Here is a 19743-nt window from a genome sequence, read left to right as displayed (position 1 = left end):
AAGACGGCGTGAGGGTGCCGCCGTGGGCGGCCGTCGATCTGACCGTCGGCGCCCGATTGGAACGATGATTGGACCGACCGCGGCGCGCGCCGGCACGCCCCCGCCCCCACCGATCGGCGCAGGTGAAACGGGCACAGAGCGCCCACGCATGCGCGGATGACGACGTCTAGTCGCCTGCCGCCCGTGGGTCTGTTTATGACCTGGTAAATAGATTATGGCGATGCCGTGGCCGGCGTCCAAGTGCAAGCGACGATTCTGATGGCCTCCGGTTGGATGCGGCAACGCGTCGGTTCCTGTCCGACGCACGACGCGGTCACCTTGGCGCCTTGCAACGCGCTGCCCAGTGCGGTTGGAAAGTCTCGACCTATCCGGTGTAGCCGCTGCACGAAACGCACTGCCCGCAGGATCCGCTCGGCGCCGCCAAACCTGGCCGCTTGTCCTTTCTCACGAGATCTGCACCGGCCGGCAGACGTCCGTGCACCGACCCACGGCACATTTCACCGAGCCCGTTTGTCGATCGCCACCTACTGCCGGCAAAACTACCGGCCCCTCATTGGCCCAACGCTTCGCCTGAAAGCGCAGATTCTCCGCACACGCGGCAGGCGATGTTGCACGCTGAAATCGCCGTACTGGACCCTCTGACAGCGTGACTGCTTTGCGGCGCTTAGGGCCCGCTGTTGCGCATCTGTGCTCGCTGCCAGGGCACGCGCGCGTCGGTACTCTACGATTGAGCCGTCGCGGAAAGGTCGTGTCGGCGCTCAGGCTAGGATGGAGGAGCCACCCAGGCTTCGCCCCGTGTCGCGTTCGTCGGGCACCCAGGGGTTGAGCTTCCACCTACCGAATCCTCCGTGTGGGAGCGCGGCACGCAGGGGTCGGTGCGGCGGGCGCCGGATGACGCGTGCGACGCGTCGCGCCTCGCCCGGTTCACGCACTCGCCTCGCTGAGTTCGCCCCGTGGTGGGGTCTCGATCGCAGTCTTGCAAGCGGGTTTTTGAGTTCTCGCCGAACCTGCGCGTGTGGGCGATATGCGGACGTTGATGGGTAAGATCGGTAGTTGCATTTCTATCGGGGTGATCGAATCGGCGCGTCGCCGTGGGTCGGTGCCCGCACTTCGTTCGTTCAATCCGCGCAGTGCGATTCATCTGGTCCCTCAGACGGCTGTCGCTTGCGCCCCGTCACGCGCCCGCTCCCCGCACTTTCAGGAACTGACGCAGGCCGGCGATGTGCTCCCGGACCGCAACCGTCACCGGAGGCTTCGTGTACGCCAGCGGTGCCGCGCAAGGCGGTGCTTTGCCCAACACTTCCTGTTGCGCATGGGCGAAGCGCTCGAGATCCAGCGCGGTGGCGGGACGGAGTTTCCCGGAGGTGAGCGCCGTGGCAAAGGACGGCACCCACCCGGCGGCCTGGCGGCCAATGCGCTCTGTGAGGCTGAAGATCGTCATGGAGTCACCGCCGGTCCCGATCACGAATTGGCGCCCGTTGTTGCCGTCGATAAACGTGCGGCCGGCATTTTCGCGGGCAATGGCTTGGGCGTCCACGCGCTGCCGCGCGCGCGTTAGCTTGGCACGGTGTTCGTCGTTCCGACGACGCACCAGGAGGGCGAAATCGACCGGGTTGCGGAGCAGGGCGCGCAGGTAGTTTATCGGTGCCTTCGCGCGCTTCAGGTGATGCCAGGTGGCTTCCACGACATCGGAGAGGCGCTTGCCGTGCTCTCCCGCTTCGCGCATAAGTTTGAAAATCAAGAAATCAAAAAAACCCAGGGTGCGCAGGCGCTGAAGGTCCGCCGGCAGCTGCCCCGGTTGTCTCTTTTGAAAAACAGTAGGGCTTAGATCCTTATATATTCCACCGTCTGCCACATTGGCAGACGGTACAGAAAAAGAAGACTTGTCCGATGCGGGTGCAGTTGAAGAGGACTTCTGGTTGGGTTCGACCTCGTGCGTGCGCGGAGGCTCCATGAGTCCGAGGAGGGAAGCGGCGTGCTCGGTGAGATGAAGGTAGGCGCGCCCAAACAACCCGGCCTCGACATAGCGGCCCTGCGGGCGACGCTCAATGAGTCCGGCGATCTCGAGATCGTCGAGGCTGCGATAGAACGTCCGCATGGATTGCAGCGCGCGGCCGGTGAGCAGCTCACGGCGCGCAAAGATGGCACCGAAGGGTTTGGCAGCGTCGACGGTCCGCGCGAGGGCGGCAAGGACAGCGCGAGCCCGCGGCGAGATCTGTTCGATATGCGCGGCGCGAAACGCCGCCCGAAAGATGATCCAGGGCAGGTTGGTTGAGTCGCAGCGAAAAGCGGTGAGGGCTGCGGAATCTTCGGGGTGTGCTTCACCCTCGCCAGCAACGAAGCGTTGCGCGATAGACATGTCGAGCGGTCCAATACGGTAAATGGATGGGTTTCGCTTGACTGTCGATCTTGTTGCGCTACACTCCGGGTTGAGCGTTGTACCCTTTCCGGTTTCCAGCCGGGGAGTGTGGTGCTAGGATTTCCAGCCAAGCCCACTTACGCAAAGGCCCTCAGTTTCCAGCTGGGGGCCTTTGTCTTTCAGGCTTTAGGTTTTCATCGATCTTGGTTTCGTCACGAAATGTCAATAAAAACAGAGGCTTAGGAATCGTGTTGCATCTTGATGGCGCTTGATGAACCCCTAAGTAACTGATTGCACACGAGTTTCGTGCTGAAAGTCATTGCTTCAATTTCGACTCGATTAGGGCTTGAATTTCTTTGGCCCATTCGTCTGCGCGCTCTGCCTCCACCTTAAGTCGCACACCAATCACGCCGCCGCGCGTGGTGATCTCACAGTAGTTCTTCTTGCCTTGCTTAACGATTAGTGTCTCGGCGGAAGATTGCTTCTTTGCGGGCTTAGCCTGAACACTCGAAACTGCCTCCTTCTGCGTGTAACGGTCTTCCTTGACCAAGCGCTCAACGGCCTTGACGACTTCGCTCGTTCGCCCCTCTGAGTGTGCGCGGGAAAGCTGAGCGGCGGCGTCGGCGCCCAATCTTTCAGGACGCTCTTCGAGGGCGGCCTTTGCCTCGGCAGGCAATCCGTCGAACGCAAAAATCTTGCTAACGTGGGCTTCCGACAATCCAACCGCCGCGGACAGCTCCTGTTGGGTTAGGGCGTCTGCAGCTTCTTGAAGGCGCTGAAAGTGCCAATACTTCTCGTAGTCGGAAAGGGAGGGAGCGAAGAGATTGGAAAAGAAGGCCAGTCTTTCGGCCTGATCCGGCTCCATTTCTGAAACGATCGAATCGATTTCCTCGATGCCTAAGTCTCGATAGATCGCAACGCGGTTGTTGCCTGCGTTGATATTCCATTCGCCGTCTTCACGTGCCTCCAGGATGACCGGATGCACAAGCGGATGCTTGGCCAAGTTTGCTTTAAGTTCGGCGTATTGCTCAGCGGTAAGCTTACGACGGCGTCCAGGAACTTCATGGAGCTTCGAGATAGGGCGCTTAGCTCTTGCACCCTTGTCCAGCTGCATCTTGAGATCGACGATCTCTCTGCGTTGCCGTTCCGCGGTCGCTTGTAACTGCATCAATTGACCCGGCGCTGTGCGAGGGGCTACGGGTTGGACATCCGAGGCTTTTTCCTTGTCCTCAGCCGTCACCTGAATGTTCTTAGCCCGGGCGGCCTGTTCCTTCATCCATGAAGCCATTGTTACTCCTCCTGTGCCCAGATTGCGCACACCTTGTCATCTACGCGATCGACCAACTGATCTACCGGGGTGCGAATGCGGCGAAGCGTTTCGGCTCCGACATCATTGGGACCGAGATCGTAGAAGGTCGAGAAGCGCATATTTGTATTGCGCGCCAAGTCCGATTCGGGAATCTCAATAGGCACGACGCGCGAACCATAGATCTGCGTAATCCAGCCTTGCAGGATCTGCGCGGCGGGCTTTGACGTCATGCGGGTAACGAGGACGTCGACGAAATCAAATTCCTTAGCCCGACCATCGTCGAACGCCTGCATCCCGTTGATGAGATCACCGAACAAGTGCCAGAACTGCACCATCGACGCAAAGCTCAACATATCTGGCACGACTGGCACGATAACTCCGTCAGCCGCGAAAATCGCATTGATCGTGAGATAACTTAGGGTTGGCGCGGTATCGACGATGATGTAGTCGTAGGTATCCTTCAGTTGCGCCAATCCGTCGTGCAAGACCTGTTCAAAACGAACCTCCCCGTCACTGGCCGCTCGTGCGGGCAACATGAATTCCGCATTGAACAGCTCGGTAGAGGACGGGATGATGTCTACGTTGGGCCAGTATGTCGGGACGGGGAGGGTGGCCATATCGAACGGTTTGCCCTCAAGATAGGCCTCGATCAAGGGCATGACGGTTTGAGATGAATCGACCTCAGCATGCGGATTGATGCCGTACAGCGTGCTTGCGCTTCCCTGTGGGTCAAGATCGATATGCAAGACGCGGCGACCTCGGCGCATCGAGAGACCTTGGGCGAGAAGGGTGGAAGTCGTGGTTTTTGTCACACCGCCCTTGAAGTTCGCCACAACGATGACCTTCGCCGGACCGTTGCGAGGGAGGGGATTGCGCTCAGAGCGAATCCATGCAATCGTCTCCTCGACCGTGAACTGGCGCGGGGAGCCGGGCTTGGCTTGCGTGCCTGCGGGAAGCTCGCCTTTCTTGAGCACGTACCCCATGCGCTGTTTGTCGATTCCACACATCTCCTGCAGTCGAGCAGACGAGATGATGGGCGGCACTTTACGAGGAAAGGGCTCGAGCATCTCATCGCGGATTTTCTGCAGCATGCCGTCCGACAGTTTCGCCAGGTGCATAAGATCAGCGCCCGTCGTTTTCCCTGCCTTGAGCTTTTTGATGGTGTCCATCGTTCTACCCGTAGCGTCCAGTGGACCGATTCAGAATATTTCGACCCAACCGGTCGAATTGTTCGAAGATTAGTCGTTGTGAAAAGTAAACGCAAGTTAACTTTGCAGCTTTCGACCTTGTCGCAGCGCCCCACCGGCGGCGCTTTCGCGCGAATATCTCGAATAAAGTTGAAGTGCGGACCGGCTTCCATGTATGAATTTAGGCGGCTATAGGGCAGTGCTCAACGGACTGAATGCCGGTAACAAGGCGTCCGATGCAGGCAGGATCTCGGTGCAAATCCAGCACAAGCCCAATGATGCGTTGCTCCACTCCATGTGTTTCTCAACATAGGGGCGCCCAGCCGCCACACATCCGTGGATAACAGCCCGCCCAACCTTTGAAGAGCTGCCGGATCTGCTGCTGGCTCTAGCTTGAGCGCCACATCGTGTTCGTCGAAATTTTCCCGAGGTCCACCGAGAGAGCGCCTGCCGAAATTCGTGCACTCATGCGGAGGTCTGCCAGCATGCTGTTTTTAGCTGTGAATATGAATCACGTGCGCAACTAACCGTCTAACCCCAATCACACCTTAGATCGTCCGCTGCCTGAAGATGGGCGAGTCCGCAGACGCGGACCGGGCTCTACTCGCTTCGCTCGCCGGGCCTGTAGTCCCGGCCGTTCGGTAACGATCCCTTTCGCAACACCCAATTCAAAGACTCATCTAGAAGGACCCGCTAAGGGGCTCTGCCCCTAGCGCGCTGCAAGGGAGATGGCTTCGCCCTGGCCGCGGGGTATCCCCAAAATTTTTTCGATACAGCGCCGAAAAAATCCCGGGTGATCCCCCTCCCCGCGTCCAGCCCTTGCAGCTTGCCTCCCCGGTCGTCGCCCGACGGTCGTCGGGTGCATGTGCGCAACCCCAGCACATCCACCCCGAGACCTAAAGGAGAGACCATGAAAGCACAAACGAAGATCCCTCTGCCCGACATCTATAGCCGGGTGACGGACAAGATCATTGCCGACCTGGAGCAGGGGGTCAGGCCATGGGTCAAGCCGTGGAAAGGCGGAAACGCCGCTGACCGGATCACCCTTCCGGCGCGACACAACGGCATCCCCTACCAAGGCATCAACATTCTGCTTCTTTGGGGCGAGCAGCTCGACAAAGGCTTCCTGTCCAATCGTTGGATGACATTCAAGCAAGCGCAGGCGCTCGGCGCCAACGTCCGTAAGGGCGAGCACGGAAGCCTCGTTGTCTACGCCAACAAAGTACTCAAGAGCGAGACCGACGACAAAGGCGACGAGATCGAACGTGAGATCCCTTTCTTGAAGGGCTACACAGTGTTTAACGTCGACCAAATCGAAAACCTGCCCGCGGAATACCGCACGGAACCGGCGTCCGTCAAAAGCGAGCCCCACGAGCTGATCGAGCATGCAGAAGCATTCTTTTCGAAGACCGGCGCTGTTATCCGTCACGGCGGGAATAGAGCGTACTACGCACCCGCGCACGACATCGTCCAGTTGCCCATCCCCGAGTCGTTCGATACGGCGGAAAGTTACGCAGCCACCAAGGCGCACGAGCTCACCCACTGGACCAGCCACACGACCCGCCTCGACCGCCAGCTAGGGAAGCGCTTCGGCGACGACGCCTACGCCGCCGAGGAACTGATCGCCGAGATGGGGGCCGCTTTCGTTTGTGCACAACTGGGATTAAGCCCGGAAGTTCGCGACGATCACGCCGCTTACCTCGACTACTGGCTCAAGGTCCTGAAGGTCGACAAAAAGGCAATTTTCACGGCCGCAAGTCAGGCGCAAAAAGCTTGCGAGTTCTTGTTCTCGCTGCAAGGCGCAGACGAACAACAACCAGCGTGAAGACATCGCCGAAGGCCTGGGGCGCAGCGCTCCAGGTCAAGGACGACTGTTTCGAAAACAAGGAGATGGACTCGTGAGCAACTTCACCGTTGTTTATGCCGTCAATGTCCCGCACTACGGCAAAACCCAGATCGAAGCGGCGACGGCGGCCGAGGCGATCGCCGTGGCTAAGCATCGCGATCCTGCGGAAATTTGCACCGAGCACGACCACAGCAGCGCCTCCTGCGCGCGTATCGTCTCCATTTTCGACGATGCTGGCCGAAGCATTGCGGAGGGCGTCACCCTCGACGGGGCATTTATTCGCTACGGAGGACGCACCGCCTGGCTCCTCTGCGAAGCTTCACCGGCTCTACTGGAAAGTCTGCAGAGAATGGTCTCGCGCTCCGACGATCTCGTCCATGCGCTAGTTTGCCCAAACGGTAGAAACGAACATCTAGTGGAGCGGCTTTCCGCCGCGTGTCATGTCGCGAAAACCGTGATTGCAGCGGCGAGCGGCGAGAACTGAATCTAAGCCGGCAGTCGACTTACCGGCGGAGGGGGCGAGTGCAGTCTCTGAGAAGATTGACGTGACATCAAGAGATACCGAAACCGTCGCTGCGGCTTGATCTACAGCGCCCCGTAAGTATGTCCGGGCGCGATCTCAGAGCATGGCAGTGTCCACAAACCGGTGGCGACTGGAATGAGCACTCGCTGAAACGCTTCCTTTCTCATAAGGCGCCCGCCAGCTTACTTCCGATGAAGCCGCCGACGATGCCGGCGGTTAGTGCGAAGACGGTCAGCATCACCACGAGCCGTCGCGCCTTACGTTCAAACGCCGCATTACCGGCAATAAGCTGGACCGCGCCACTGTTGAGCTGATTTCCAATCTGTGCGGCCGCTACGCGGCCCGCCTCCATGAGCCTGTCGCTATTCTGCTCGATCACCGATTCAAAATTGAGCTTCGCTGCGAGAAACGCCTTGCCTGCCGCGTCGGTGGTTGCGCGCTCGATCTTGCCAGATAGCACCTCATCAGCCTGCTCGAAGCGGCGCACGAGCGCATCGGCATCTTGCAAAAGCTCCGCCATCAGCGCTTCGCGTGCGGTGGATATGTTGCCACCCATGACGTTCCCCCGTTACTTAAACAGCACCTTGTACACGTCGTCCAGGTTCTTGTGCGCGGACTTCGCGAGCCGCTGCGCCGAAATCATGCTGACTGCACGCGCTTTCACTTCTTCGTCGGTCGCTTCGCGGAGCATGGCCCGGTAATCAGTCGCATCCGCGACGATCTCCGAAACATTCTTCTTGAGCACACGCAACCGCTCGAAAATCTCGTTTCTGAAAACCGCCGCTTCCGGTTTCAACGTGAAGCACTTGCGCTCCGCGTGAAGGCCAAAGACCGTACTGAACAAGCGCGGCACATCGCTCGCGTCTTCGAGTTCGACCTTGTTGAACACCACACGGATTTTCTTCGGGGGAACGCCAAGCCCGGACAGTGTCTCGATGGTGTTGACCGTGTCGATCTGCTGTTTCTTCTCGCTCACCGCAGGCACGACAAAATAGTCGAACTCCTCGTGAGAGCCGTCGAACTGGCTCATCTGTTTGATAAATTCCTCGACGTTCGATGCGCCCACATCCACGATGGCCGAGTCAAGCGTCATCAAATCCTCCTGAAGTCCGCCGTAGTCCTTGCCCTTGAGCCGTTCGGCGTTGGAGCCGGATGATCCCGCATTGATTGTTTCGACCTCGAACTTCGGCGCGTTCATTCGCGGCGCGAGTAGATTATCGACCAGCGTGGTTTTTCCCGGATTGCCACTGAAGTTGATGACGGCGACTTTCATGTGCGACTCCTTCGTTGCTGTTTGGCCAGGCGTTCATAACGTGCGAGTTTCTCGGCTTGTTCGGCTGGGTCGGGCTTCATCAGACGGTCAAGCTCTTGCATCGAGATCGGTCCGTGTGAGGCCACGTGTTCCGATGAATCTGAATCGGTTATCGACGATGAGTCAGGGTGGTGTTGTTGTGACACTGACTCGGTGGCGCTGGAGTGCTGGGCATTAGATTGAATTTTCTGCCCCGTCGTTTCTCGCTCGACCTGCTGCTTCTGCCGATATCGGTACAAGTAGCTTTTCAATGTGGCTTCGGTCAGATCGATTCCGCCCTCTCTCAGAGCTTTAAGAATATCCGCGATCCGCACGCCCGCTGAGATCCTCTGTTCGATCAACGGCATCACTTCGCGTACTTTCGCCGCTTTGGTCTTTGGCTCCAGTGCCGTCAAAGCCTGCATCACGTCACGTTGCGGCATTCATGCATCCTCCGAGCTATTGATACGCAGTCCTACTGCATCTGCTCTGTTTTCTTCATACTATCAACTTGCCTCTGTTTTGCAACCTTTCTGCTGCTACCTCGCATCTTTTTCGCCCACGCCCTTCGGGCTAGTCGACAATCACGCCCTTAACCCCTAGAGATCCCTGTCCTTAACAGGCCAGAAATCTCGATACACATCACGCACCCCCTTCGGGGATGCAAAGCCTTGGTTTTATGGGCCTCAAATCAAAAGTGACACTACTTTGGCTCTATAGCGTTGCTATAGAAATTCGCAGGAGAGCTATGTGTTTGCTCACTTGATACCTATAGACAATACTATAGGTAAGAAGAATGAGTTACTCTATTTTCAACACCAGGGATAACCACGCATGAGCACAGGCAAATCGATCCCAGTCTGGTTTTCAGAGGAGGATCGCCGCAGGGTCGAAGAGGCCGCGGCATTGGCGGGCTACAAGCATTTGTCGAAATATATTCGCGATAAGGCGATGAGTCGTGACAGCCAGCGTGAGCTTGCTCGCGACAGCATGGAAGCATGGGCTGAGCGGCAAGAGCTCAACGGTCGGCTCGCGGAGATTGAGCGTAGCCAGACGACTTCACACACACTGCTGGCCGCGCTGCTCTTCCTGATGCGCAAGAAGGCGACGACCGGCGAGTTGAATGATCTCGTCCTTGCATGCAAACACGCCGAGATAAGTACTGCTACGCCGGCGGAATTGCTCGCGGCTTCATCTCCCGAACTTGTTTCGCTGATCGCTCGCTTGACGGAGGAATCGTGATGTCAGGCCTGACCGACCCGATTAAGTCCATCGAATGGATCGACGCCGATATTCAGGCGGCTCTCAACTCACCCAGCATGAGCTACTGGCTCCGCGACGCGCTGCTCAGCGCGTTGCGGCGCGATTGCGTTGACGCGGCTCGCGATGCACAGATCCTGGCCACGCGGCTCGACAGGCGATGTGACGCAGTCCTCAGGCGCAGCGGGGGTTAGGCCGATGCAGAAACACGAAGCGGAAAATGCGACTTTGCTATTTGGCGTCAGCTTACCGATTGCCGGGTGGCTGGTCGGCACCTATGCCGCAGACGTGCCGCTGCGCCCGCTCCCGGAAGCGCTCACCGTTGCGCTCCATATGACGCCGCACAACCCGCTCATTGCGAGTGGCGTCGTGCTCGGTCTCGGTCTCGCGGCAACAACCGCGTATCTGTTGCACGAGTACGGCGACGACGGATTCCGCGGCGCCCGTTACCACCGGTGGCTGCGTGGCGCGCGCATGGCGAACTGGCACGGTGTCAAGCAGCAGGTGAAGGCCGCCAATCGTCGAGAAAATCGCCGTCTTCGATCCGAGCTGAAGCGTGCGGCAGCGCTTGATCCAGAGGCAGGGGCAGGGGCGGCGAGACTGAGCCCCAAAGCGGTGGCAGCAGACTTGGCGCCCATCATGATCGGTCGGATGCCCATGCCGTTGCACCTTGAGAACCGGAACACGCTGATTTGCGCGACCATCGGCGCGGGTAAGTCGGTCGCCATGGAAAGCATGATCGCATCGGCCGTGAAGCGCCGCGACAAGATGGCCGTGGTGGACCCGAACGGCACGTTCTATTCGAAGTTCAGCTTTCCGGGCGACATCATTCTCAACCCGTTCGACCAACGTTCAGCGGGCTGGACCCTCTTCAACGAGATCAGGGGCGTCCATGACTTCGACCGAATGGCCCGAAGCATCATTCCCCCGCAGTTGGATCCGACCGATGAGCAGTGGTGCGCGTACACGCGCGACGTACTCGCCGATACCATGCGCAAGCTGGTCGAGACCAACAATCCGGACCAGGACACGCTGGTCAATCTCCTCGTGCGCGAGGACGGGGAGGTGATTCAGGCGTTCCTCGCCAATACCGATTCACAGGGTTACTTTCGCGAGAACGCAGAAAAAGCGGTCGCCTCGATCCAGTTCATGATGAACAAGTATGTAAGGCCGCTGCGGTTCATGTCCAAGGGCGAGTTTTCGCTTTACCGATGGGTGCACGATCCGAACGCGGGCAACCTGTTCATCACCTGGCGTGAGGACATGCGCACGACGCAGCGCCCGCTCGTGGCCACGTGGATCGACACAATCTGCGCCACCATCATGAGCGTCCCCGACAGCGAAGTGCCGCTCGCGCGCCGACTCTGGCTCTTCCTCGATGAGCTGGAGTCTCTCGGCAAGCTCGAATCCTTCGTGCCGGGCGCAACCAAAGGCCGCAAACACGGTCTGCGCATGGCGGCGTCCATTCAGGATTGGGCCCAACTGGATGAAACCTATGGCAAGGATGCTGCGCAAACCTTGCTCGGATGCTTTCGAAATTACCTAATTTTCGGCGGGTCGAACGCGCTCAATACCGATAAGGCGAGCGAGATTTTGGGCAAGCATCAGGTCGAGCGAGTCCAGATCACGACAAACGCAGGCGGCGGTGCCGGGGGCGGCGGAGGAGGGCGCAGCCGCAACATGGTCACCAGCCCACCGGAACCGGTCGTGATGGATTCAGAAATCTCCTTCCTGAAAGACCTGGAGGGCTACGTCATGTTCGGCGAGGATTTTCCGATCGCCAAGATCAGACTGCCCTACGTCAAGTATCCGCATCGCGCCACCGCAATCGAGATCAAGTGACGGAGGCGCAGTCATGCTCAATGTGACGCCCATTCGCGGCAACAACCAATACGCCGCAGCACACTACTTCTCGTCCGCCGACGACTATTACGCCAAGGAGAATCCGGGCGAGTGGCAGGGCGAGGGGGCGCGGCACCTGGGTCTCACCGGGCCGATCGAACAGGCACAGCTCTCGCGCCTCCTGGACGGCCAGCTTCCCAATGGCGAGCGCATCCAGACGACGTTCGACCCCGTCGACAACAAAAAGCGCATGGGGCTTGACCTGACGTTCTCGGCCCCAAAGTCGGTGTCGATGCAGGCGCTCGTCGCCGGCGACCGCGAAGTGACTGCCGCGCACGACCGGGCCGTGACGCGCGCGCTCGAGCAGGTTGAGCAACTGGCGGAGGCTCGCAAGAAGGTCAAAGGCAAGAGCTATCGCGAGCGCACGGGCAATATGACCATCGCCAAGTTCCGGCACGAGATGAGCCGGGCGAAAGATCCTCAGTTGCACACGCACTCGGTCGTGATGAACATGACGCGACGCGCCGATGGCGCATGGCGCGCGCTCTCGAACGAGGACATTTTCCGTGTCCAGCATGAGGTTGATGCAATCTATAAAGCCGAACTGGCGAAGGGCCTGCAGGCGATTGGCTACGCCATCCGCCTCGTCGACGACAAAGGCAACTTTGAGCTGGCTCACATCAGCCGCGACCAGATCGAAGCGTTTTCAGCGCGCAGCCGTGTCATCGAAGAGGCCTTGGCGAACGAGGGCAAGACGCGCGCGAGCGCGAGCACGCTCGAAAAGCAGGTCATTGCGCTCGCCACACGCCCACGCAAGGACGAGTCCGACCGCGAGATCGTCAAGCAATACTGGGTCGAGAGAAGTCGGGAGCTCGGTATCGACTACGGCTCGCGTTCCCAGCTCGACGGGCGAAGCTATGACGTGACGGACGGCCGAGAACGCCGAAGGCAAGCTCACGTCGCCAACACGAGTAGCGCGGCAGCGGAACGGATGAACACCGCCGTCGATGGTCGCGCCGGTAATCGCACTGACTCCGGCGAGCGTGATCGCGTCGCCGCCACGAGTCTGCCGGCGGGAATTACGCCCGCGCAGGCGGTCGTGCAGTACGCGATCCATCACCTGACCGAACGCGAAGCCGTCGTGCGTGAGAGCGTCCTGATGGCGACCGCGCTGCGCCGATCCGTCGGATTAGCCGGTCCCGGCGAGGTGCGTACCGAGATCAAGCGTCTGGTGGGGCAGGGCGCACTGATCGAGGCGGTGCCGGCCTATCGCATGGCGGATCGGAAGGACGGACCCGCGCTTTCGTCCGCGGGTTGGAGAAATTATCTACAAGAGTTCAAGGAGTGGTCGAACAAGCAGGCGCAGCAATACATCAATGCTGCGATCAAACTGGGCTCGCTCGTTCCTGCCGAGAAGCGTTACACGACACAACAGGCACTTGCCCGTGAGAAGGCGATTCTCGCCATCGAGCGCACCGGACGCGGCGCCGTGGCACCGATTTTGGCCGTCACCACGGTCCGGTCAGCACTCGAACACTCCACGCTCAATACGGGGCAGCGTTCAGCGGTCGAGACCATCGTTGCCACGAGCAATCGATTTGTGGGCATTCAGGGCGACGCTGGTACCGGGAAAACCTACACCGTCAATCAAGCCGTCGCGCTCATCAAGCAGGCATCGGCCTCGGCGATGGGAGAGGGCTACCGCACGGTCGCGCTCGCGCCGTACGGCAATCAGGTCAAGGCGCTCAAGAACGAAGGTCTCGAAGCGCACACCCTCGCCAGTTTCCTTCGATCCAAGGAAAAGCCGGTGGACAGCAAGACGATCATCGTCTTGGATGAATCGGGCGTCGTCGGCGCGCGCCAGATGGAGCAAGTCATGCGAACGGTTGAAAAGGCAGGGGCGAGAATGGTGTTGATCGGCGACACGAAACAGACCGAGGCGATTGAGGCAGGCAAACCATTCGCCCAGCTACAACACGCTGGGATGCAGACCTCCCGAATCAGCGAAATACAGCGCCAAAAAGATCACGAACTGAGAGCGGCCGTCGAACACGCGGCCGAGAGCCGTGTTCACCAATCCCTCGCGCATCTCAAGCATGTTGAGGAACTGAAAGAGCCAGCGGACCGACACCGCGCCATTGTGAATGACTACATCAAGCTCACCGAAGCTGAGCGCCGTGAAACCCTGATCGTCGCCGGCACGAATGAGGCACGCCGGGAAATCAACAAAATGGTGCGCGAGTCACTGGCGCTCACCGGCAACGGACGGGAGTTCGAGACCCTGACCCGTGTGGATATGACGCAAGCGCAGCGCCGCTTCGCGCCGAGCTATCAGCCCGGCATGGTGATTCAGCCGGAGAAGGATTACGTGAAGGCCGGGTTGATCCGCGGCGAAACCTATCGCGTCGCCGAAGCACTCCCCGGCAATGCGCTAGTCTTGTCGCGACAAGATGGCATCACGGCTACGATCAACCCGCGTAAAGTGACGCAGCTCAGCGTCTATCGCCTTGAGCGAGCGGAGTTGTCTGTTGGAGATACCGTACGGATCAACCGTAACGATGCGGGCCGTGATCTCACCAACGGTGACCGCATGCGCGTAACGGGCGTGATCGGCGGTGTCGTAAGCCTCGAATCGGTCGAGCAACGCAATGGTCGGTCAGTGCGGTCGTTGGAGCTACCGATCAGCCGACCGCTTCACCTGGAGCACGCGTATGCTTCGACGGTCCATAGTTCGCAAGGCCTGACCAACGATCGGACCCTGATCGCGCTCGACACCACGAGCCGCACGACGTCGATGAATCTGTATTACGTCGCGATCAGCCGAGCGCGGTATGAGGCACGCGTCTACACCGATTCGATGAAATCGCTGCCCGCGGCAATCGCACGCCGCTTCGACAAGACGACAGCGCTGGCCATTCAGCGAGAACGCGAACTGCAGCGCCGCTGGCAAGACATGCAACCACGAGGCGCGGCCGAGGGGAAGCAAGCGTTGGAACGTCAATCGCTCGGAGATCAACGCAAGCAACCGGCCAACGGTCGCAAGCCCTCAGAATTTGGTCGATTTGGATAGTCTTCGCTTTGACGGACGAACACTTGTTGATGGGTGCCCCGCCAAGTACTTGAGAGCGTCCGCTATTCCTTCGAACGGTCGAAGGGCAAATGGATCAAGTCAACGAAGCACCGCGAGATCGGCCTAATCTCAATCGCGCAGGCGATCGCAAGGGCGCCGACCACGAAAATCGCGATCCAACGTCCCGGGTCCGGCCAGCTGGCAATCTGACCCAACATCTTTGTGGCAATAGATCCGATCAGATAAGTGACGACAAGGAAGGCGATCACATCGGCGAGACGGATAAAAAGCGGTCGGGTCATCTTTCGTGCTCCGTTTATAGATGGGCTGAGCGCCGCCGACTTCGTAGACATAGCGTCTTTCGTCGAACCTGTTTTGCACACGGCATTTGCGCGAGATTAGCCCGCTACCAAACAACCGTTTAACATCCGTCACCAACGCACGCGCTGTTGCCATCCGTTGTCGATATAGACGTCGATGGCGCGCGGGTTTTGCGGTAGCTGCCAAAGCACCTTGTCGAACACGGCAACGGCATACGTGTTGTCATAGTTGCCCACGACGTACGATCCGATCCGTTGACCGACACACGCCCGCGCGCCCGAAACGTAGCCGTCACTGAGCGATGACTCCGAGACTTGCGGTCGATCACTCAGTGTGTACGATCCATCGCCCCCGAACCAGCCTCCCTTGTTACCGCTCGATCTTTTCTGGCCCTGTACGACGTAAGCGCCGCGCTCGGCGGGTAGCAAAGGCGCAGGGCAAGGATCATACGGATCATAGACTTGACGGGCGTAGCTCGATCCATCATTGCCGTCAGCTTGATCGCAACTCGGAAACGGTCGCCCCTTGCTCAGATCGTGGTAGAGCTGGTTGATGGGAGGTACGCATTCGCTAACGCCTTTCGGTCCGCCGTTGGATGCAGGGTTTGCGAGGCACAGCAGCACCTTGCAGCCGTATTCCGAGGCCTGCGTCGACATCGACGCGCCGAGCACAAACAGAGTAACGAGGGCTTTTTTCATCGTTTCTTCTCCCAATGGAGCTTTTCTCGTGATCTAGAGAAGCGTCAATCTACAAACTGCACGAACGGCGCAGCCTCTTGCGTGGTCGATGTCGGTGATCGCTGGACAGGGACAGGCTGCGTTTCGTGTGATGACGACGTTGAGACGGGACGAGTCGGGTTGGCTTCGACCGCTGCGCCCTTCGTTGGTGTCGCGAGTCGCACTTTGACAGTCGGCTCTTTGCTGGTGTCGTCGACCGGCAAGGCGGAAGTCGGTTCGCGACGCGACCGGCCGTCAGCAAACATCACCCATTGCGCCGACGCAGCCGATTGCTTCGCAGGCTTTGGGATGGTCGCCTGTCGCACTGCAACGCCGGCATCATCGCGATTTAGCTTTACTGCGGGCACGACGGGAATCAGTTCGGCCGTGTCCGTCGCGTTTGCAACAACCTTTTGCACGTAGCTCGGCTGACCCGCGCGATCTGGCCGGAAACCGCGCGTGAAGTTGCCTGAGTAGTAGCAGCTGAACGCCGCGCGCAGCGCCTGCTGATCGTCTGGAATCCGGGCTCGCGCTCGCTGGTAGCAATCTCTAAGAATCGCACCGCCGGCCTTGAGGTTGCGGCACGGCTCAAATACCGTCTCGTAACGCTCGCCGTACTTCGCAAGGTTGTAGCGATTAACCTGTCCGAGGCCAATCGAAAAATTGAATCCCTGGCGCTCGAGCGCTCTGGCCGTCGCGACCGCCTCCGGCAAGTTGCGCGGCTGACGCTCCAGCCGACCGCCTACAACGCCAATCGCGAAGGGATTTCCTGCCGATTCGGTGGTCACTACGCCCCTGAGCGTGCTCGGATGCACCCCTGGGGCGCACTCGGCGGCCAGCTTGTCGAAGGGCAGGGCCGACGCTGGCGTCTGCGCGGTAGCGATCCGGGAGAGGGCGATCAGCAGGCCGGTCGACAGCAATGTTGCGGACAGATCACGCGCCTGCATAAAGGATCTCCGATATGTAGCGGCCGTTGCGCTCTGTGTATTTCCACTGCACAACAACGTCGATACGCCTCTTGACGCGCTCGATGATCTGTTCGCGTGTCATCGAGGTATGGCCGTCCATCAGCTCGCCGAACCGGTCGTACATCTCGGCGGGCGAATCCGTGTGGATGGTCGTAAGCGATCCCTTGTGGCCGGTGTTGAGCATGTTCACGAACTCAACCGCCTCCGAACCGCGGATCTCACCCATGATGACCCGGTCAGGTGTGAGCCGCATGCACGAGCGAAGCAACGTGGTTGGTGTCACCGCAGCCGGTCCTGACGCTTGATGGCGGGCGTAGGACAGTCGCACGCAATTCGGCTGCGCCGGCTCGATTTCTCGAGAGTCTTCGATCGTGACGATGCGTTCATGTCCGGGTATTTCCTGTACCAGCGCATTGAGGCATGTGGTCTTGCCGCAATAGGTGCCAGCAGAAATGACGATGTTCTTGTGCGCGAGGACGGCGCCGCGTAGGAACGTGTCCCACTGCTTCTCGCGGTACATCTCCTCCAGCCGTGCATCCGAGTACGGCTCGTCGACCACGTCGCCGTTCACGAAGCGGAACGCGCCTTGTTCCAGGTATTTCGGCAGACTCATCCGAACGAGCGATTGCTTCCGAATCGTCATCGCGATGGTTCCCTCCGGCACAACGGGCGGGAGGATCATTTCAGCCCGATAGGTTCCGCGCTCGAAATCCGGAATACCATCATCAAGGTTCACAGGGATTTCAGCCGAGAGAATCGGGCTCTCCCGGTCCACCTCAAGACTCTTGAAGGAGGCGGTGACATCGGCCAATGACGACAGAAGCTGATACGACAGGCCGGGCACTTCGATCTTTTCCGCGTAATACGAATCTTTTTTTCTGAGCCAGAGTTCGCCGGGCTTGTTGACCTGGATCTCGGTCACCTCTTTGTCATCGAGATAGTCCGCTAACAGGGAGAGCTTGGCTCGGAAGGAGGCAATCTGCGACATGTCTCCTCCTCATTGAATAAACGTTACGCCATCGACGTGCTTCGCCGCGTCGATTTGTTCCTTATAAATCGACGTGAAATCCAGATCCTTGTTCACGTAGATACGTACGCGGGAGCCCGCTGGCACTGTGACGGTGGGCTGAATGTTGATGTACGGAGAAAGTACTTGCTGCGACGACTGAGCCGCGGCTTGCTGGACCGACTGCCGGTATTGCGAGGCGGAGTTGTTCTGGTCGCCCGAACTCACCCCCGCGTTCGACGCACCGGCACCGATGATTGACAGGAGGGCAGACATGCCGAAGATCTCAGCAAAATGGGTGTCAACGATGCCGCCCATACCCGCTGTTCCAAGTTGGTCGCTGCCAGCGCTGTCAATGGCAACTTGCACGCCGTCCGGACGACGCAGGGTGTTCCACACGACGAAGACGCGATCCTGGCCTTTGCGCAACTCCGCGTTGTACGTGCCGCACACTCGAGAGCCCCACGGAATGAGTTTGAGCCGACCTTGTGCGCCATAGACGTCGCGTTGCACAAGCGCGCACAACTGGCCCGGGAGATCGGAGATCGCTCGCGGTTCCAGAACCGCTTCAATAAACTCGCCTTGCAAAACCTTGTAGGGAAGATTGTCGATCTGACTTGCCATGCTCACCGGGACAGCGTTGCCACTTACCGCGCGCGCGAAGCGCGAATTGGCATCTTGCGGACCCTGATCGCCCGAGCCGCCTCCTAACATCCCGGTGTTCTGCCGAACTTGGCTGCCTGCATCAGGCCCAGACTGTGATTGAACGCCTGCTGGCTGATTCGCGCTGTTTGGCGGGATGATGGCCGACTTCATGCGAGCTTCCAGTAGACGGCGCGCTTGCTCTCGACGCTGCATTTCCATCTGCTCGCGCTGCGCTTTCATCGGGTCATCGGCCTGCACCGTGCTTGCCGGTGTTGGAGCGGGTGCTGCGGCGACAGAGGAAGTACTCGCCGCTTCATGATCCTTGAGTTTCGGCACAGGCTTCCGATCTGGGATGGAAATATCGCTGCTTGCCGCCGATTTGGCCGTGTCATTTCCGCTGTGCTTGGCCAACCACACCGCCGCGATGGCGCCGGCCGCGATCGCGGCGATGGCGATGCCACCAAACCGCTTCTTTCGATTGTCGACGACCATCGACGCATTCGCCTGCTTCTCCCACTCGCGAACGGCCGCTTCGCGGTCATCTGGCGTATTGCTGTTCGGATCCGCCATATCAATGCTCCACTGTTCTGAGCGCCGAAGCTGCGCTCATATCAGCACGGCGATATGGATTCGCATTGTTCTGTACGCAGAGGTGGGCGTCGCCGTTGCGCAGCGTGAAGAGGCTCGCAGTCCGCTTGACGACCATGTACGGGCCTTCCCGGCGCGGACTCACTGCAGACTCGGTGCCGTCCGGACCCACGGTGTAGAAGGAGGGAATCTCAGCGTTCTGGTCGAAGAGGAAATAAGTGAACTGACCGTCGTCAAATGCGCGTTTGAGCGGAATTGCGGTTTTGTCTCCCGATATGCCATAGTCAATATTCAGTCGCGCAGGATCAATCCCGTTACTCGTGCTCGCGCCGGCACGGCCCCCGCCGACGTAGCCGCTTATGTTCGCATTCTGGTTTGAACCTGAGTTCAGGTAGATGAAACGCACGAGAAACGTCTGCGTCGTGCGCGCCTTCGAACTGGTGAGCTTGAAGTAATAGGTGCGCTTGTCGGTCACGACGGTCAGGTTGGTTGCCGCATTCGGCTCGACCGGCTTGATGAACAAGCGATTCTGGTAGGGCACTGTCTGCCAGGCGATCGAGTCACCCAACGAGACGACCTTGACTATCTCGTCGTTGGCAAACTCGATGGAGGTCTGGTAACCGTATGTGCCAACCACCTCGTACACTTGATTTGGGTCGTACGGAACCTGCTTGACGCGATCATCAGTTACAAGCGCATGCGGGAGTTTGGCCGCAAGTGAGGAGGCAGGAATCAGCGAAATCGTCACGCTGCTGATCATGGCGAAAGCGATGGGAGCGGATTTGAAGTTCATGGTCTGATTCCTTTCACGA

18 protein-coding genes are annotated in these 19743 nt (G+C 59.3%); 6 read left to right on the top strand and 12 right to left on the bottom strand.

The annotated features are described in order from the left end of the window. Window positions 1–1174: 1174 nt before the first annotated feature. The 3 genes from BTHE68_RS35725 to BTHE68_RS35715 form a co-directional block, all read right to left on the bottom strand. Entirely contained in the window at window positions 1175–2359 is a 1185-nt protein-coding gene (locus BTHE68_RS35725; RefSeq protein ID WP_162071031.1) for a Replication protein O, read from the bottom strand. Window positions 2360–2675: 316 nt separating this feature from the next. Next, a complete protein-coding gene (locus tag BTHE68_RS35720) occupies window positions 2676–3647 on the bottom strand; it encodes a ParB/RepB/Spo0J family partition protein (RefSeq protein ID WP_162071030.1) in 972 nt (323 codons plus the stop codon). 2 nt (window positions 3648–3649) lie between these two features. Continuing rightward, the gene (locus tag BTHE68_RS35715) at window positions 3650–4837 is read right to left on the bottom strand and encodes a ParA family protein (protein WP_014253282.1); all 1188 of its coding nucleotides are present in this window, start codon (window positions 4835–4837) and stop codon (window positions 3650–3652) included. A gap of 928 nt (window positions 4838–5765) precedes the next feature. Between BTHE68_RS35715 and BTHE68_RS35710 the strand changes: the two genes are divergently transcribed. Continuing rightward, window positions 5766–6680 (top strand): ArdC family protein, encoded by a 915-nt coding sequence (locus BTHE68_RS35710; protein ID WP_162071029.1) that lies wholly within the window; start codon window positions 5766–5768, stop codon window positions 6678–6680. A gap of 73 nt (window positions 6681–6753) precedes the next feature. Further along, window positions 6754–7185, top strand: coding sequence for a hypothetical protein (locus BTHE68_RS35705; RefSeq protein ID WP_162071028.1), 432 nt, complete (start codon window positions 6754–6756; stop codon window positions 7183–7185). A 202-nt stretch (window positions 7186–7387) separates the two neighbouring features. Here BTHE68_RS35705 and BTHE68_RS35700 read toward each other — a convergent pair whose 3' ends face one another. Genes BTHE68_RS35700 through BTHE68_RS35690 form a run of 3 tightly spaced genes read right to left on the bottom strand, consistent with a single transcriptional unit; the run spans window position 7388 to window position 8958 of the window. Continuing rightward, on the bottom strand, window positions 7388–7744 hold the full coding sequence (locus BTHE68_RS35700; RefSeq protein WP_162071174.1) for a hypothetical protein: 357 nt from the start codon (window positions 7742–7744) through the stop codon (window positions 7388–7390). 48 nt (window positions 7745–7792) lie between these two features. After that, a complete protein-coding gene (gene stbB / locus BTHE68_RS35695; protein ID WP_162071027.1) occupies window positions 7793–8497 on the bottom strand; it encodes a StbB family protein in 705 nt (234 codons plus the stop codon). Further along, entirely contained in the window at window positions 8494–8958 is a 465-nt protein-coding gene (locus tag BTHE68_RS35690) for a conjugal transfer protein TraD (protein ID WP_162071026.1), read from the bottom strand. The genes stbB and BTHE68_RS35690 overlap by 4 nt, the downstream gene beginning before the upstream one ends. A 391-nt stretch (window positions 8959–9349) precedes the next feature. Between BTHE68_RS35690 and BTHE68_RS35685 the strand changes: the two genes are divergently transcribed. Genes BTHE68_RS35685 through mobF form a run of 4 tightly spaced genes read left to right on the top strand, consistent with a single transcriptional unit; the run spans window position 9350 to window position 14687 of the window. Next, a complete protein-coding gene (locus BTHE68_RS35685; RefSeq protein WP_162071025.1) occupies window positions 9350–9757 on the top strand; it encodes a hypothetical protein in 408 nt (135 codons plus the stop codon). Beyond that, window positions 9757–9969 carry a hypothetical protein gene (locus tag BTHE68_RS35680; RefSeq protein WP_041733700.1) on the top strand — a complete coding sequence of 71 codons (213 nt, stop codon included), beginning with the start codon at window positions 9757–9759 and terminating at the stop codon, window positions 9967–9969. Before BTHE68_RS35685 ends, BTHE68_RS35680 begins: the two co-directional genes overlap by 1 nt. A 4-nt stretch (window positions 9970–9973) precedes the next feature. Further along, on the top strand, window positions 9974–11617 hold the full coding sequence (locus BTHE68_RS35675) for a type IV secretion system DNA-binding domain-containing protein (RefSeq protein WP_162071024.1): 1644 nt from the start codon (window positions 9974–9976) through the stop codon (window positions 11615–11617). 13 nt (window positions 11618–11630) lie between these two features. Further along, complete coding sequence (gene mobF, locus BTHE68_RS35670) at window positions 11631–14687, top strand: MobF family relaxase (RefSeq protein ID WP_162071023.1); 3057 nt, start codon at window positions 11631–11633, stop codon at window positions 14685–14687. A 62-nt stretch (window positions 14688–14749) separates the two neighbouring features. Here the strand turns inward: mobF and BTHE68_RS35665 are convergent, their stop codons facing one another. The 6 genes from BTHE68_RS35665 to BTHE68_RS35640 form a co-directional block, all read right to left on the bottom strand. Continuing rightward, entirely contained in the window at window positions 14750–14989 is a 240-nt protein-coding gene (locus BTHE68_RS35665) for a hypothetical protein (protein ID WP_014253274.1), read from the bottom strand. Between the two features lie 129 nt (window positions 14990–15118). Then, the gene (locus BTHE68_RS35660) at window positions 15119–15706 is read right to left on the bottom strand and encodes a hypothetical protein (RefSeq protein ID WP_162071022.1); all 588 of its coding nucleotides are present in this window, start codon (window positions 15704–15706) and stop codon (window positions 15119–15121) included. A 44-nt stretch (window positions 15707–15750) separates the two neighbouring features. Then, window positions 15751–16671 carry a lytic transglycosylase domain-containing protein gene (locus tag BTHE68_RS35655; RefSeq protein WP_232078417.1) on the bottom strand — a complete coding sequence of 307 codons (921 nt, stop codon included), beginning with the start codon at window positions 16669–16671 and terminating at the stop codon, window positions 15751–15753. Then, window positions 16658–17680, bottom strand: a complete 1023-nt coding sequence (virB11, locus tag BTHE68_RS35650; RefSeq protein ID WP_162071021.1) for a P-type DNA transfer ATPase VirB11 — start codon at window positions 17678–17680, stop codon at window positions 16658–16660. Before virB11 ends, BTHE68_RS35655 begins: the two co-directional genes overlap by 14 nt. Before the next feature lie 9 nt (window positions 17681–17689). After that, on the bottom strand, window positions 17690–18913 hold the full coding sequence (locus tag BTHE68_RS35645) for a TrbI/VirB10 family protein (RefSeq protein ID WP_162071020.1): 1224 nt from the start codon (window positions 18911–18913) through the stop codon (window positions 17690–17692). 1 nt (window position 18914) lies between these two features. Continuing rightward, window positions 18915–19724: a TrbG/VirB9 family P-type conjugative transfer protein gene (locus BTHE68_RS35640; RefSeq protein WP_162071019.1), complete on the bottom strand. Its 810-nt coding sequence runs from the start codon at window positions 19722–19724 to the stop codon at window positions 18915–18917. Window positions 19725–19743 lie beyond the last annotated feature (19 nt).

The sequence above is a fragment of the Burkholderia sp. THE68 genome, from assembly GCF_009938265.1.
Classification (GTDB): Bacteria; Pseudomonadota; Gammaproteobacteria; order Burkholderiales; family Burkholderiaceae; genus Caballeronia.
This window is presented reverse-complemented; position numbering and strand designations above follow the sequence as displayed.